Below are 16,224 nucleotides of genomic sequence, written 5' to 3' on the forward strand. Positions count from 1 at the left end.
GAAAATGGAGATAAAGATGTGAATGATTTTATTGAAAGAATTAAGAAAGTTTATAATTTTTTAGATACATCAATTTCAAAAAGAAAAAAGTTAGAAATGATAAAAAATTTCAAACAACAGTTTAATATATCTGAAAAAGAATATATTTCTCTGAAATATTATGATCTGGTAAATAAAAATAAAAGAGAAGGAGTAGTATATACTCAAAGGGAAATTTCATATTTTATGATTAAAAGTCTGATGGAAGAAGATGATGTAATTCACAATCCTTTTATAAAAATTGTAGATCCGGCTTGTGGCTGTGGGAATATACTTTTGCCATGTTTTTTTTATCTTAGACATATATTTGTTAAAAATATAAATGTAATAAATACTGTGAATAATATGGATTTGAAAATTAAAAATATAGATTCTCACATAGTATGTAATAATTTATTTGGATTTGACATAGATGAAGTTGCACTTGAAATTTTAAATATAGATTTGTTTTCAGTAAGTGGAGAGTTTCAAAAGCAAAATTTTGTTTTAAAAGATTTCTTAATAGATGAGGTAGAAGAAAAGTTTGATATATTCATAGGAAATCCACCCTATATAGGGCATAAATCCATAGAAAAAAAGTACTCTGAAATTTTAAAAAGGCTTTATAAAGATATATATAAAGACAAGTCAGATGTTTATTATTGTTTTTTTGAAAAATCACTGAGAACTTCCAGGGAAAGAGGGAAATATGCCTTTATTACTCCTAGATATTTTTGTGAAGCTTGCAGTGGGAAACAGCTTAGAGAGTTTTTAAGCATTAATACAACCATATTTAAAATTGTAGATTTTTATGGCATAAGACCTTTTAAAGGGGTGGGAATAGATCCCATAATAATATTCTTGAGGAATAAAAAAAGTGTTAATAATAAAATAGAGATTATAAAACCTGAGAAAAAGGATAGAGATAAATTTTATGATACCCTATTTCTAAATAAAGATAAAATAGGGTATAAAAAATTTTTTGTATATCAAAATTCCATAGATGATAATGGATGGGTTTTTGTAAGTAGGTTTGAAAAAAATATAATTGACAAGATAAAGAAAAAGTGTAATTTTACATTAAAAGATATATGTGAAAGTTACCAGGGAATAATAACAGGTTGTGATAGAGCTTTTATAGTAGATAGAGACACTATATCAAGCAATAAAATTGAATTGGATATAATAAAACCCTGGATTAAGAACAGCTATATACACAAAAACCGTATAGATGGAGATGAAAAATTTATAATTTATTCCAATCTTATAGAAGATGAAAATCAATATCCAAATTCTATAGAATATATAAGTCAATATAAAGAAAAACTTCTTAGACGAAGAGAGTGCAGAAAGGGAATAAGGAAGTGGTATGAACTTCAATGGGGAAGAAAAGCTGAAATATTTGAAGGCAGGAAAATTATATTTCCTTATAAATCTGAAAATAATAGATTTGCATTGGATAAAGGAAGTTATTTTAGTGCAGATGTATATTCTTTAGTAATAAAAAAAGAAGAACTTATAGGTTATTATACCCTTTTAAATATATTAAATACACCCATATATGAGTTTTATTTTAAAACCTTTGGGAAAAAATTAGGATATAGTTTATATGAATACTATCCTAGTAATTTAATGAAATTGTATATTCCTGACATAACCTTTTCAGGGGAACCTGATTTTCACAAGGAATTATGTGATTATTTCCAATTAACATATGAAGAAGTTAAATTTATAGAAAATGGCATAGATCCCTGAAATTAAGAATAACCTTATCGTGAATTGTGAATTGTGCATTGTGAATTGTATAATCACAATATTACTGTTATAATAATAGCTGCAATCAGTGAGGCTCTGATAAGTTGATTGTGTTTTTAAATTTTAAAATTAAAAATCGGGAAAGGAGTTTCGTCAATGGATTTATGGTTGAAAGAAGGTCAAATTGAAGATGCTGCTATGACCTATAAAATAAAAGAAACTTTAGTTACAAAGAAGACTAAATATCAGGAGTTAGCTATAGTAGATACTTATGCACTAGGGAAAATGCTGGTCTTAGATGGTATAGTACAGACTACAGTTAAGGATGAATATGTGTATCATGAAATGATAACTCATGTACCTTTATTCACCCATCCCAATCCTCGAAAAATACTTATAGTTGGAGGGGGAGATGGAGGCGCAGTAAGAGAAGTGCTAAAACATGAAACTGTAGAAAAGGTTGTGCTTTGTGAAATTGATGAACAGGTTGTGTACCAATGTAAAAAATACCTTCCAGAAATAAGTTGTGAACTCGACAATCCAAAATGTGAAGTTTTTATTGGAGATGGAATAAAGTATGTCCATGATCATAAAAATGAATTTGATATAATAATAGTAGATTCTACAGATCCTTTTGGTGCTGCAGAGGGATTATTTGGAGGAAGTTTTTACAAGGAAATATATAACTGCCTCACAAAGGATGGAATATTCATAGCTCAGACGGAGACGCCTTTTTATTTGCCAGAAGTGGTAAAACAGGTGTACAAGGATGCTGAGAAAATTTTCCCCATTACTAGATTGTTTATGGCAGGGATACCTACATACCCAAGTGGATTTTGGAGTTTTACCATAGGTTCCAAAAAGTATGATCCGAAAGAAGTAAAATTGGATTCTGATTTAAACATAAATACAAAATACTATACCAGGGAATTGCATAAGGCATGTTTTGTACTTCCCAAATTTATAGAAGATTTAACCTATAACTCCAAGTAATGTATAATTGATTTTAGCACATTGAAATAGCACTGATTTAGTCTTGTGATACCAACTAAGTCAGTGCTATTTCCATATAATTTAAATGATTGAAATTTATTAAAAATTTTAAATATATGTTTAAAAATATATTAACTGTAAATAATATGAATAAAATATCGATAAAAATACAAAAAAATAGAGGGAAACTGTTTCCTATGTAGAATATATTAAAAACACATATTTTAATATATATAAAATTTTGTATTTAAAGGATTTAATTATTTAATGTTCTATATTATTTAAAATAGGAAATAAGTACTGCATTGTGAGTTGTAAACTGAAAATCGTAAATTGTGAATCGTAAATTGTAAACTGTAAATCGTGAATTGTAAACTGTAAACTGTAAACTGTGAACTGTGAACTGTGAATTGATATTATAAGAGGGGGGGTAAGAAGGTCTGACTCGGACTATGCAATATTTTGCATATGCTAAAGTTTATGTATTAAACTTTAGTCATATAACATAAGCTCATATGTTATATGGTAAATTAAAGTTAAAAGTATATTTTAACGCTAAAACTATGTTAAAGCATGATATATATTAGTTTTAGTAGAGTTTTGTATAGTATATGAATTTACAATTTTATGTGAAGGAAGATAATCTTGTAGTTATTATGGAAGGAGAATTAGATCATCATAGCACAGAAGAAGCTAGAAATAAAATCGATAATCAACTGGATGTAGAAGGTATAAACAAGTTAATATTGGATTTTTCAAAGGTAAGCTTTATGGATAGCTCTGGAATAGGGGTGGTAATTGGAAGATATAAAAAGCTTAGTGCCAAGAACGGAAGAGTATGTATTGTAGGTGTATCACCCTCAGTGAAAAGAGTGTTTGAACTATCGGGGATGTTTAAAATCATAGGGCTTTATGACAGTATTGAGGAAGCAATTCAGAATATTTAATGGGGGGATAAATTATGTATGATAACAGTATGAAAATAGAGTTTATTAGTAAATCACAAAATGAAAGTTTTGCTAGAGTATCAGTAGCGGCCTTTGTATCCCAGCTAGATCCTACACTGGATGAATTAACAGATGTAAAAACTGCAGTTTCAGAAGCAGTGACAAACTCTATTATTCATGGTTATGAAAACAAAGAAGGTATAGTTAAAATTGAAGCCAGCATTAAGGGAAGAGAACTGATTTTAGTAGTAGAGGATAATGGTATAGGTATAGAAAATATAGATGTGGCAATGCAACCTCTTTACACATCTAAGCCTGAACTGGAGAGATCGGGAATGGGATTTACTGTAATGGAGACATTTATGGATTCTCTTCAAGTGGAATCTGAAAAGAACAAAGGGACAAGATTGATTATGAAAAAAGTTTTTAATTCATTAAGTTAGGTGAATGATATGGGTGAGGAAACAGTAAAAAAAATTAAATATAGCTACAATGATAATCTAAAATTGATTAAGTGTGCAAGAGAAGGAGACAAAGAATCATTAAATAAGCTGGTAGAATTGAATCTACCTTTAGTTTCAGCCATAAGCAAAAAATTTTTAAACAGAGGATATGAATATGAAGATATATTTCAAATAGGCTGTATGGGACTCATGAAAGCAGTGAATAATTTTGATGAAACTTATAATGTTAAATTTTCTACATATGCTGTACCTATGATATTGGGGGAGATAAAAAGATTTCTCCGAGATGATGGAATGATAAAGGTAAGTAGAAGTATAAAAAATACAGCTAAAAAGCTCCATTATGATAGAGAGGCACTTACAAAGAAACTGAATAGGGAACCTACCATAGAGGAATTATCAGAATATTCAGGAGTAAAAACGGAAGAATTGCTCTTTGCCACAGAATCTACTAATAGCTTGCAATATTTATATGATATTATACATCAAGATGATGGTTCTCCAGTTCTTCTAATAGATAAGATAAGTGAAAATCCAAAAGAAGATGTAGAAGTCATAGATAGAATTGCATTAAAAGAGGCTTTGAGAAACTTAGATGTAAAATCCAGGCAAATTATAATGCTTAGATACTTTAAAGATAAAACTCAGGTACAGGTGGCAAAAATGTTAGGAATAAATCAAGTACAGGTTTCTAGAATTGAAAAAAAGGTACTTAAAACTATGAGGGAAATTTTAAGTGAGTAATTTTAGGAATATGGTAACAAGAAAGTTAAGATATCCTTAAAAAGTGTTATCTTTCTAAATAGTATTACCCCAAAAGTTAAAGGGCTGCCACACTATTTTCTTAGTGTCACAGCCCTTTTTATAATATATTAAAATATGTCAGTTGTCTTTAACAGATGTTTCTGTTTGGGAATTGCCTGTATGCGTTTCATGCTCTGTTTCTGGATTGTTTTTTTCAGTGTCGTTTTTTTCAGAAGAATTATTATTATCCACAGTAGAAGTACTATCTTTATTATTTTTTTTATCCTTATTAGTATCTGTAGCTTTGCTGTTATTTTTCTTTTGTTGATTCTTATTAGGAAGTGTGTCAAATATGTTCCAGGAGTGGGATAAGTTACAGTAACTTGTAGGTACAGTACCATCTATAAATAATTCAGTGTAAACTTTACTGCCGGTAAGATCTTTATAACAATTGGATCTTGCCAGTTTACCGGATTCAGAACAGATTGATGCAGTTACCACTCCAGAAGGCATTTCAAGTTCTTTGGATTCTAAATTTTCATGGAAAGGAGACATTATATCTGCCCATAGCTTTGCTGCAGAATTACTATTAAGTGAAGTATCATTTAATATAGAATTATCGTCATTACCAATCCATACTGCTGCAGAATAATAAGGAGTCAATCCACAAAACCACAGATTCTTACCGTCGGTGGAAGTACCGGTTTTACCTCTTACAGCCATGTCTCCAAAATTGGCATTATATCCTGTACCCTCTGCACTGACAGGTCCCTTTAACATATCATATAGTATATAGGCGGTTTCACTGGATAAAACTGTTTTTGTGTGGGTTTTATTTTCCAGTAGAATTTTTTTGTTTCTATCTTCCACTTTAGTATAAAGTTTTGGAGTTGTATAATTGCCAGAATTTCCAAATACTCCATAGGCTGCAGCCATTGTAAGAGTATTTGTGCCATGGTGAAGTTCACCGAGAGATAGTGCTGCTATACTGCCTCTATCATGCCCGTCTAAAGATATACCGAATTTTTCTGCATACTGAGATGCAGTCTCAAGGCCCAATTTATCCTCCAGTTTAACTGCAACTAGATTTATAGAATACATTAAAGCAGTTCTCAAAGTCATATTGCCTCCAATATATTCATCATCTTTAGGCTGATAAGGTTCACCATTTGAGGCGTATTTATTGGCTACCTCATCAGATAATGGAGAATCTTCAAAAACGCTAGCAGATGTAAACTGCTGTGAGTTTATGGCAGGACTGTACACTGTTAATGGTTTTATGCTGGAGCCTGGAGCCTTCAAGTAATTTTCAGAGGCAGCTCTGTTAAAAGATCTGGCAGGCTGGGTGCCTCTACCACCTACCAGAGCTTTTACTTCTCCAGAATGATAATCCATAACTACTGCTGATGCTTCAGGCTGTAATATTCCATTTTCATCTGTGGTAGAATTTTGAAAGATAGCATTATTGGTTATAGTATCTTCTGTTTGTCTCTGCAAGTCTTTGTCCATTGTAGTATATATTTTAAGTGCTCCATACATAAGTAAATTATTTAGCTGTTCATCCGTATACTTGTACTTGGATTTTAAATCCTTCTTTACTTGAGTGATAACAGGCACTGTAAACCACTCATAGTTATATGTATTACTTACAGTAGGTTCTGGTTTAATGTCTAGATTACCTTCTGAAATGTCTTTTATGGCAGTAGTATACTGGCTTTGGGAAATATATCCATTCTCATGCATTTTAGTAATTACCGACTTGGTTCTGTTTAAATATATGGATGGATCTTTTTTAGCTTTATCGGAATAGGGATAATATACAGAGGGACTTTGGGGAATAGCCGCAATAAGGGCACATTCAATTAAATTCAAGTCTTTTGCAGACTTTCTAAAATATTGTTGGGATGCAGCTTCAACACCTAATGCTCTTCCACCTAAATATATGGTATTCATATATGCCGCCAGTATCTCATCTTTACTTAATTTATTTTCAAGCTTTATAGATAAGTACATTTCCTGAAGTTTCCTTTTAAAAGATACATCAGAAGATAGAAATATGTTTCTTACAAGTTGTTGAGTTATAGTAGATGCTCCTTGAATATTGTTATTACCTGTAATTTTATTTTTGATGTCTATAAATATTACACCTATAATTCTTTTTAAATCTATACCACTATGTTTATAAAATCTTTCGTCTTCTATACTGATAAAAGCGTTTTTTAAGTTTTGGGGCATATTATCAAAAGAAATTACTGTTCTCTGTTGGGGAGTAACTACCACATCCATGGTATTATTGCTATTGTCATATAGAACAGAAGGCTCATTTAAATTCAATATCTGGTTTACATCCAGTTTTGGAGAATTATTTATGATAGCTAGGCTTGCACCAATTATTGATACAAATGCCAGTAATAATAAACCAGACAAGGTGATAAATATAATCTTAGAAGTTTTAAATGGAGCCTTTTTATGTCTTTTTGCCATAATTGTCCTCCTTGCTCTAAATTGTTACTTTGATTTTAATTATTATAACATAAATTAAAGTATTAATGAAATATAAATGATTTTTGAAATTTTGGTAAATAAATATGTGAAAATGGTTTATACTTTATAAATATATAATGTATACTAGAGGAGTAAATGGTAAGATTAAAAATGTATGATTTTGATTATAGGGAATATAGAGGTGGTTTTTTGATATATGGAAATATAGAGGGCATAAAAAAATCTATATTGGATGAACTGGAGAAGATATATGATATTAAAATATCCAAAGACAATGTTTGTAGTATGGAGATTGTAGAGATACTTTGCAAAAATACCATATATTTAAATAGAGAGATAAGTGTACTTATTAATAGAAAAGGAAAGGTATTGAATATATCAGTAGGTGATAGCAGCAGTGTAAATGTTGAAATTGATACATGGTCAAATAAGCTTTCTGGAATCAGAATGATACATACTCATCCTAATGGGAGTTCACAGCTTTCAGAAATAGATATTTCAGCATTAATAAAGTTGAAATTGGATTGTATAGCTGCCATAGGAGTTAATGACAGAGGATATGCAGGAATGAGTCTGGGATTTTTAAGAGTTAGAGAAGATTTTGTAGAAAGTGAAACCATAGAAGATTTGAATTTAGAAGAAGCTGTAAACTATAATGTATTAAAAAAGGTAAGTGAAATAGAAGAATCCATAAAAAGAACATACAGGTCCCAAGAATATGGGGAAAGGGCTATTCTTGTAGGAACAGATAGCATGGAGAGTTTGGAGGAATTGGAGGAATTGGCTAAAGCCTGTAATGTGGAGGTTTTAGAAAAAATATTCCAAAAAAGAACTGTTATAGACACGGCTTTCTATGTGGGAAAAGGGAAAGTGAGCGAGATAGGTATTCTTGCCCAAATTCATAATGCTAATGTAGTGATTTTTGATGATGAGATATCCGGCTCACAGGCTAGAAATTTGGAAGAGAGTTTGAGAATAAAGGTAATAGACAGAACTACATTGATACTTCATATATTTGCTACTAGGGCTAAAAGTAAAGAGAGTAAAATGCAGGTAGAGCTTGCCCAGCTTAAATATAGATTGGCTAGACTTTCAGGACTTGGCATAGCTCTTTCAAGAACAGGGGGAGGTATAGGTACCAGGGGACCAGGAGAAAAGAAGCTGGAAACAGATAAAAGGCATATAAGAGAAAGAATATATGAGATTAATAGGGAATTGAAAAAGATAAAGACTGTGAGAAAAGTACAAAGAGAAAAGAGAAATGAAATATATAATGTGTCTTTGGTAGGTTATACTAATTCCGGGAAATCTACCTTGAGAAATAAGTTGTGTGAGATAGCTGTTCCTAAAGAAAATATTATAAAGGAAAAGGTGTTTGAAGCGGATATGTTGTTTGCAACGCTGGACACTACCACCCGTGCTGTGGAATTAAAAGATGGAAGAACCATTACAATAACTGATACTGTAGGATTTATAAATAAGCTTCCTCATGATTTGGTAGAAGCTTTTAAATCCACTTTGGAAGAAGTTTATTATGCTGATTTACTACTTCATGTAGTGGATATATCTTCAAAAGATGCATATCAGCATATAGAGGCGGTAGATAAGGTTTTAAACCAGCTTGAAGTAATTGATAAACCAGTACTTTTAGTATTCAATAAAATAGATAAAGGTAAAACAGAAGAAGTGGAAGATATAAAGAATAGATATAATGCTTTAGAAAGCATATATATATCAGCAAAGCAAGGTATTAACCTAGAGGTCCTTTTAGAAAAAATATCTCATATGCTGCCAGGAAGCATAAAAAGGGTGGAGTATTTGATTCCATATACAGAACAGGCTGCGGTAGCTTTTATACATAGAAATTGTAAAATAGAACAGGAAGATTACAGGGAACATGGAACTTATATAAGTGCCTTGGTAGATGAAGAAGTTTACAATAAGTGTAAGAAATTTATAATTGAATGACAAACTGCGTTTTAAAATTGGGATATTGAAAAAGAGTGGAGCATAGAAGTAATTACTCTTCTTTAAATCTTCCTATTGTATTCTTATAAAAATATATTATATAATATATAAAAATTCAGAATAATCTTTGTTTACGGGAATTTAAATTTAAAGGAGGCGTGCAATTAATATGGGAAGAACTATATTACAGTATCAGAAAGCTTTTAACAGTGCTATTAATAGATTTAAAGCCAATAAATTGGTTCTGGCAGTTATGGTTTTTGGAAGTATGGTTAGTGGAGATTTGTGGGATGAATCAGATATTGATTTACTTGTGGTATTTGATAATAAAAGAACCGGCTTAAAAGATATATATACAGAAGAAAAAGGTATACCAATTCATGTTAAACTCATGAGTAAAAGTAATTTTTTGCAATCTTCTGATGAGGACTTAAAGGGAGGTTTTATTCATAGAATAATATCTTCTTCCAGGTTGGTATTTTCAAAGGATATGGAAATAACCTCCCAATATGATGTTGGCAGATATTATCCTGACTTGGACAGAGAAAGGTGGAATATGGTATATCTTGGTGAACTGTTTAAAAATATAGGATTATGTAAAAAGTATCTTCAAAATGATGTCATATATACATCCTATATTGCAGCAGTACGTTCTGTGGAGGAATTTTCAAAGCTATATGTAAATTCTTCTGGTCATATGATAAGTAAAGATGCGGTAACTATTGCAATGAATTTAAATAATAGTTTTAGAAAATATGTTGAGGAGTTATTTTTCAATAAATCGGATATGGCTGCAGCTATAAATGATACTATGGATTATTTTAAAAAATATATAGATAAGAATATAAGAAATATTACAAAAATACTTTTAAACTATATGAGGGAAAAGGATTCTTTCTTAAGTTCTGAAGATATAAAAAATGATAGGTTATTTTATAATTACAATATAAATATGGAAGAAATATTAAATAGTTTATGGCAGAAAAATCTACTAAAAAAAGATACAAGAGATTATAAGATGAAAGATGGAACTGTTTTGACCCAGGAAAATGTATATTTTATGTAATTATTAATATTATTAACACTGATTAGTAAAAGTGTTGCATAGATATATCGTAATATATGGGTATTAAGACTTTAGGAGGTGAATCTTATCTTAGACAAATATTTTATACATCTAAAGGAAGGAGAAATGCCCAAGTATCTGTTGATAGAAAAACATATAAAAAAATTAATTGATGCCAATATAATAGAGGATAGAGAAAGATTGCCTTCTATAAGAAATTTAGCTAAACTTTTGAATGTAAATAATATTACGGTGATAAATGCCTATAAAAAACTTCAAGCTGAGGGATATGCAATTCAAAAAATAGGAAGTGGCACTTATGCCAAAAAAAAGGATGTACATAAGAACTTTAATAGGGAATATTCTAAAGCTTTAAGAAGGATATTTAATGAGGAAAAGGTACATTATGTAGATTTTACAGGAGAAACTCCCAGTGGGGAATTTTTTCAAATAGATTTTTTCAAAGATGTTTTAAATGAAGTGTTGGATAGGGATGGAGCTAAAGCTTTAATTTGTCAGGAATCTTTGGGATATGAAGGTCTTAGAAGCAGCATAAGTAGTGTTTTTTGGAATAATAGTGTTGATAAAGAAGATATACTTATAATTTCCGGGGCACAGCAGGGAATAGATTTGATTTCAAAGGCAATATTAAATATAAATGATAGTGTAATAGTTGAGAAACCAACTTATAGTGGTGCTTTATCAGTATTTAAATGGAGAAAAACAGAGATCTTTGAGGTACCTGTTGAAAAAGATGGAATTAATGTGGACAAGTTTGAAAAAATACTTAAAAAAAACAACATAAAATGTTTTTATACCATGAGTTATTTTCAAAATCCTACAGGAATAAGTTGTAGTAATTATAAAAAGATCCAAATATTAAAGTTGGCACAAATATATGATTTTTATATAATAGAAGATGATTATCTTTCAGAATTAATTTATGATAACAGCATAAGGTATAATAGTTTTAAAAGTTTAGATAATAACGATAGGGTGGTATATATAAAGAGTTTTTCAAAAATATTTTTGCCAGGTATAAGAATAGGATATTTAATACCTCCCAAAAAATTTAAGGAGAGTATTCAAAATTCTAAAATTAATACGGATATATCCACATCAAGTATTATGCAGAGAGCTTTGGATTTATATATTAGAAAAGGATTGTGGAAAAATTATATAGAAACTTTAAATTGTGCTTATAAAAAAAGATATACTTATATGAAGAAATGTATACTGAAGTATTTAGGAGACAAGGTAGAATTTTTAGAACCAGGGGGAGGATTGCATGTTTATTTAAAAATTAAAGAAAATATAAAATTAAATTCTATAGATGTTTTTAGGCAAGGAAAAGATAGAGGAATTTTAATTACCCCTGGACTTTTATTTTATAAAAATGCGTTGGAAGGAAAAAATTATTTTAAAATAGGCTTTTCTCATACAAATGAAAAAGAAATAGAATATGGAATAAAAACATTAAGTGAGATAATCAAATGATTCAAGGATTCAGTTGGAAGCCTCACTTCAGCTCTTTTAAATCAAGTAATTCTTAGGTTCAGGTGGAGTTTGTCTATAAGTAATGTACATCGTAAACTATGAATTGTGAATTGTGAATTGTGAATTGTAAATTGTGAATTGGGAAAGGTGGGTTATTGTGAGTTATTTTACAGTGAAAGATGAAGCTAATTCTAGATTTGAGGAAAAAAAATCTATATTTATAGGTAATATAAAAAGGGTCTGTACAGAGAATGAAGCTAAAAAATTTATAGGAAAAATAAAGTCAGAAAATTCTAAGGCAGCACATAATGTGTATGCCTATATAATTGGACAAAAAATGAATATACAAAGATATAATGATGATGGAGAGCCACAGGGAACTGCAGGAATACCTATATTAGAAATAATAAAGCAGAATAAGATAACAGATGTGGTTATAGTTGTTACGAGATATTTTGGAGGTACGCTGCTTGGAAAGGCGGGACTTATTAAATCTTATTCAAAGGCTGCAATTTCAGCAATTGCTCAGGGAAAAATAGTTGAAAAAGTACAGGGGTCTTCTGTAGATATATTTATAGAGTATGCTAATTTAGGAAAATTACAATACATGTTTGAACAAAAATTAATCTATATAGAGAATATAGAATATGCAGGTAAGGTAAAAGTATCTATAAATTGTGTTGTAGAGGATGTGGATAAATTAATAAATGAAATTATAGAAGCTACAAATGGAAAATGTGAAGTAATAGTTGGAGATGAAGAGTTTTACTTCAAAATGGACAATAGGCTTGTGAAGTAAATTATAAAAATCAAGTAATTTTAGCTATTAATATGATTTATGGGAATTATTCATAGCCAAGTTTGTATATAATTAGGTTTATGTGATATAATACCTTCGGATAATAAGTATACATGGCAGTTAGGGGGAAATTTATATGTCAGGACATTCAAAATGGCATAATATACAAGCAAAAAAAGGCAAAGCAGATGCAAGAAAAGGTAAAATATTTACTAAGATAGGAAAGGAATTGGCTATTGCAGCTAAAGATGGAGGATCAAATCCAGATACTAACTCTAAGTTGAGAGATATTATAGCAAAAGCTAAATCTAATAATATGCCTCAGGATACAATAAATAGAGCTATTAAAAAAGGTGCAGGAGAAATGGAAGGAGTAAGCTATGAGGAAATAGTTTATGAAGGATATGGTTCAAATGGAGTAGCGGTAATAGTTAAGGCTTTAACAGACAATAAAAATAGAACAGCAGGCAGTGTTAGAAGTATATTTTCAAAACAAGGAGGCAATCTGGGAGCTAATGGATGTGTATCATGGATGTTTCAGACCAAAGGCCAGTTGGTAGTGGAAAGAAAAGATGATATGGATGAAGATGAAATTATGATGCAGGCATTAGATGCAGGGGCAGAGGATTTCAATGCTGAAGAGGAAGTATTTGAAATAATTACAACTGTAGAGGATTTCAGTGGTGTACGAGAAAAACTGGAAAATGAGGGGCTTGAATTTATATCCTCAGAAATTACAATGATACCGGATAACATGGTGGCTGTTGATGTGGAGGCAGCAGGAAAAGTTGAAAAACTTATAGATAAGCTGGAAGATGATGATGATGTTCAAAGTGTATATCACAATGCAGATTTTCCTGATGAGTTTGAAGGATAATAGGAAAATCAACGGTTTACATATGGTTTAGGAAGTTTTCAAACAGGGAAAAAACCTAAATGTTTATCATCACTATAGATAAATATTGAGGTTTTAATGTTTAGTGAATACGATAACCATTTTTCATGTAATATATATCCAATTTACATGAGGAGTGGTTTTTTTGTTATTAAGAGATTTATTAAGAGAGTATATTTACGAGTGTGAAATTAAAAAGTATTCTCCAAGAACTATTAAAGAGTACAGGAATAATATTAAGTTGTTTTTTAATTATTTAGAAAAGGAATATAAAATTATAACTTTAGAACAAGTATCACATGTTCAAATTAAAAATTATTTAAAATATTTGACTAATAAAGGATGTAAAGAAACATATGTTAATGGAATACTTAAAAGTTTAAGAGGATTATATAAGTATTGTGAGCAGGAGGAATATGTAAATAATAATCCATGTAAAAGAGTTAGTTGGCAAAAGGAACCTAAAGTTGTTGTTAATACATTTATGGACACTGAGGTTATTAAGATGCTATTAGAAGTTAATGTGTAATGATAAGTTAGAGTAAATTAAGATTGGGGAAATTTAATTATGATTTCATTAATAGTGGCAGTATCAAAAAATAATGTTATAGGTAATAATGGAATAATACCATGGAAGATAAAAGGGGAACAGAAGAGATTTAAAGAGCTAACTACTGGAAAAACAATAATTATGGGTAGAAAATCTTTTCAAGAGATAGGAAAACCATTGCCAAATAGAGAGACAATTATTATTTCAAATACTGTAAATATAGTAGCTGATAATTGTACAACTGTAAAATCTTTGGCTGAAGCATTCGATTTAGTGAAAGGAGAAGATGAAGTATTTGTTGCTGGTGGAGGGCAAGTATACAAAGAGGCGTTACCTTATTCAGATAAAATATACTTAACTGTAATTGATAAAATAATTGATGGTAATGTTTATTTCCCTCAAATTGATAAAAATGACTTTGTAAAAACTTATGAAAAAAGAATTGAGAATGAAATATCATATACATATTATACTTATGAGAGAAAAAGGAACTACAAGATATATAGTAGCAAAAAAAGTAGGAACCAGTGGAAAAACATATGCTAAGGCAAGATTGGTACTTAAGTGGAGAAAATATAAAACGTTATAAAAAATGGAAATTAGAAAATAAAGATGGTCAATATGAAAATGTAGAAGATAAAACTAAATTAGAAAATAAATTTAAACAAATTGACGATATTATAATGGGCAAAATGCAAAGATTAAGAAGCAAATACAAAAGATTTATAGTTTCTAATATTAACAACGAAAATATTTGTTTAAACGATATTGAATTCATGAACTTATGGGATAAATATATGGGAAAATATAATATGAGAAAAGAATTAAATAGTATACATACTATACTTACAGAAGGTGGATTTTATGTTTATGAAAAAAGGAAAGAATTCATTTGTACGATAGCAAGTAGAGATTTTAAAGAAATGTATTCAGATACTTTTAAGATCATAATTTTTGATGGAACTACTTTATATGATCCACTATATCCAAAAATGTATAATAATGGTAGTATAAAATTTCTAGACATAGAAAATACCAGAATTTATAATAATCTTCAAATAAATGTATACAATAAACACAAAATAAGTAAAATCAAATTTAAAGATATGAGATATTTACCATAAGCTTGTGCCAAATTTATAAATAATAGAATAAAAGGTTTTAATAAGGTATATGTGGTTAGCTATAGTGAACAATCAGTTATTTTGAGCAAGTTATTAAAACATAAGGAATGTATTCCGTGACTTAATGAAAATGAAATCCATTATTTTGGAGCTATTAAAGGGAATAATGTAATGCAAGAATGTACTAAGATGTTTCAAATAGGTTGGAGCACATTGCCAGATTATGAATATGTTATCCAGTGGTTATCTACATCTAATATTGAATTCAATAATATATTAAAAAATTATGCAGATATTAAAAAAGCAGAAGAATATAGTGAATCTTTAGAAGTTAAAGATAGAAGTTACAAAAAATATGGAAATAATGTATATAGTAGTAAATTTAAATGTTGGGAGTATGGACGTGCAACTTTAAATCATTTTAAAAGCTTATCTGTAATAACAAATTTCTATCAAGAGATACATAGAACAAAATTAAGGAATTATAATTGCAAAGATAAAATAGAAGTTAATGTATTTTCAATCAATCCTTTAATTTTAGACATGTTAGAAAAATTATTTCCTAAGAATGGAAATCTAATAAATATAATAAATGATATTCAACCTGAGTTTGCAGAAAGTAAAGTTGGTAATAGAAAAAATGGAGATAAGGCACAAATATTAAAGGACTTTATTGTTAATAAGTGGAAGATTGGTAAAGTGTTAAAAATTAAGAATATAGTTGAAAAAACTGGACTTAGTAGAAATGATGTGGATAATCTTAAAAGAAAAAACAATTATTTTATAGAATTATTTAATAAGTATAAAACGGGTAAAAATGGTACCTACAAAAAGGTTTCATGAAAAAATCGTACAATCTTCTATATATATTATATAGGAAAATGTACGAAAAAATTAAA

At 29.5% G+C, this 16,224-nt stretch carries 15 protein-coding genes; 14 read left to right on the forward strand and 1 reads right to left on the reverse strand.

Going from position 1 to position 16,224, the window contains the following annotated elements; genetic code table 11:
• Window positions 1-18: 18 nt before the first annotated feature.
• The 5 genes from V7Q02_RS04290 to sigF all read left to right on the forward strand — a co-directional run bounded on the left by V7Q02_RS04290 (window position 19) and on the right by sigF (window position 4,921).
• Window positions 19-1,773 carry an Eco57I restriction-modification methylase domain-containing protein gene (locus V7Q02_RS04290; protein WP_333859822.1) on the forward strand — a complete coding sequence of 585 codons (1,755 nt, stop codon included), beginning with the start codon at window positions 19-21 and terminating at the stop codon, window positions 1,771-1,773.
• Between the two features lie 156 nt (window positions 1,774-1,929).
• Window positions 1,930-2,766: a polyamine aminopropyltransferase gene (speE, locus tag V7Q02_RS04295; RefSeq protein WP_333859746.1), complete on the forward strand. Its 837-nt coding sequence runs from the start codon at window positions 1,930-1,932 to the stop codon at window positions 2,764-2,766.
• Window positions 2,767-3,377: 611 nt separating this feature from the next.
• Complete coding sequence (spoIIAA, locus tag V7Q02_RS04300; RefSeq protein WP_333859747.1) at window positions 3,378-3,713, forward strand: anti-sigma F factor antagonist; 336 nt, start codon at window positions 3,378-3,380, stop codon at window positions 3,711-3,713.
• Between the two features lie 14 nt (window positions 3,714-3,727).
• Window positions 3,728-4,156 carry an anti-sigma F factor gene (spoIIAB, locus tag V7Q02_RS04305; protein ID WP_333859748.1) on the forward strand — a complete coding sequence of 143 codons (429 nt, stop codon included), beginning with the start codon at window positions 3,728-3,730 and terminating at the stop codon, window positions 4,154-4,156.
• Between the two features lie 9 nt (window positions 4,157-4,165).
• Window positions 4,166-4,921: an RNA polymerase sporulation sigma factor SigF gene (gene sigF, locus V7Q02_RS04310; RefSeq protein WP_333859749.1), complete on the forward strand. Its 756-nt coding sequence runs from the start codon at window positions 4,166-4,168 to the stop codon at window positions 4,919-4,921.
• Window positions 4,922-5,059: 138 nt separating this feature from the next.
• On the opposite strand, the gene V7Q02_RS04315 is transcribed toward sigF, so the two are convergent.
• Window positions 5,060-7,405, reverse strand: coding sequence for a transglycosylase domain-containing protein (locus V7Q02_RS04315; protein ID WP_333859750.1), 2,346 nt, complete (start codon window positions 7,403-7,405; stop codon window positions 5,060-5,062).
• Between the two features lie 156 nt (window positions 7,406-7,561).
• Here V7Q02_RS04315 and hflX point away from each other — a divergent pair, with 156 nt between their 5' ends.
• The 9 genes from hflX (at window position 7,562) to V7Q02_RS04360 (ending at window position 16,168) form a co-directional block, all read left to right on the forward strand.
• On the forward strand, window positions 7,562-9,394 hold the full coding sequence (gene hflX, locus V7Q02_RS04320) for a GTPase HflX (protein ID WP_333859751.1): 1,833 nt from the start codon (window positions 7,562-7,564) through the stop codon (window positions 9,392-9,394).
• Window positions 9,395-9,563: 169 nt separating this feature from the next.
• On the forward strand, window positions 9,564-10,460 hold the full coding sequence (locus tag V7Q02_RS04325) for a nucleotidyltransferase domain-containing protein (RefSeq protein ID WP_333859753.1): 897 nt from the start codon (window positions 9,564-9,566) through the stop codon (window positions 10,458-10,460).
• Window positions 10,461-10,586: 126 nt separating this feature from the next.
• Window positions 10,587-11,957 carry an aminotransferase-like domain-containing protein gene (locus V7Q02_RS04330; protein WP_333859754.1) on the forward strand — a complete coding sequence of 457 codons (1,371 nt, stop codon included), beginning with the start codon at window positions 10,587-10,589 and terminating at the stop codon, window positions 11,955-11,957.
• Window positions 11,958-12,114: 157 nt separating this feature from the next.
• Window positions 12,115-12,756, forward strand: a complete 642-nt coding sequence (locus V7Q02_RS04335) for a YigZ family protein (protein WP_333859755.1) — start codon at window positions 12,115-12,117, stop codon at window positions 12,754-12,756.
• Between the two features lie 136 nt (window positions 12,757-12,892).
• Entirely contained in the window at window positions 12,893-13,633 is a 741-nt protein-coding gene (locus V7Q02_RS04340) for a YebC/PmpR family DNA-binding transcriptional regulator (protein ID WP_333859756.1), read from the forward strand.
• A gap of 163 nt (window positions 13,634-13,796) precedes the next feature.
• On the forward strand, window positions 13,797-14,180 hold the full coding sequence (locus tag V7Q02_RS04345) for a tyrosine-type recombinase/integrase (RefSeq protein WP_333859757.1): 384 nt from the start codon (window positions 13,797-13,799) through the stop codon (window positions 14,178-14,180).
• Between the two features lie 39 nt (window positions 14,181-14,219).
• Window positions 14,220-14,747: a dihydrofolate reductase gene (locus tag V7Q02_RS04350; protein ID WP_333859758.1), complete on the forward strand. Its 528-nt coding sequence runs from the start codon at window positions 14,220-14,222 to the stop codon at window positions 14,745-14,747.
• Window positions 14,741-15,325, forward strand: coding sequence for a hypothetical protein (locus tag V7Q02_RS04355; protein ID WP_333859759.1), 585 nt, complete (start codon window positions 14,741-14,743; stop codon window positions 15,323-15,325). Before V7Q02_RS04350 ends, V7Q02_RS04355 begins: the two co-directional genes overlap by 7 nt.
• 171 nt (window positions 15,326-15,496) lie before the next feature.
• Complete coding sequence (locus V7Q02_RS04360) at window positions 15,497-16,168, forward strand: hypothetical protein (RefSeq protein WP_333859760.1); 672 nt, start codon at window positions 15,497-15,499, stop codon at window positions 16,166-16,168.
• Window positions 16,169-16,224 lie beyond the last annotated feature (56 nt).

The organism is Clostridium sp. (genome assembly GCF_036781005.1).
Taxonomy (GTDB): Bacteria; Bacillota; Clostridia; order Clostridiales; family Clostridiaceae; genus Clostridium_B.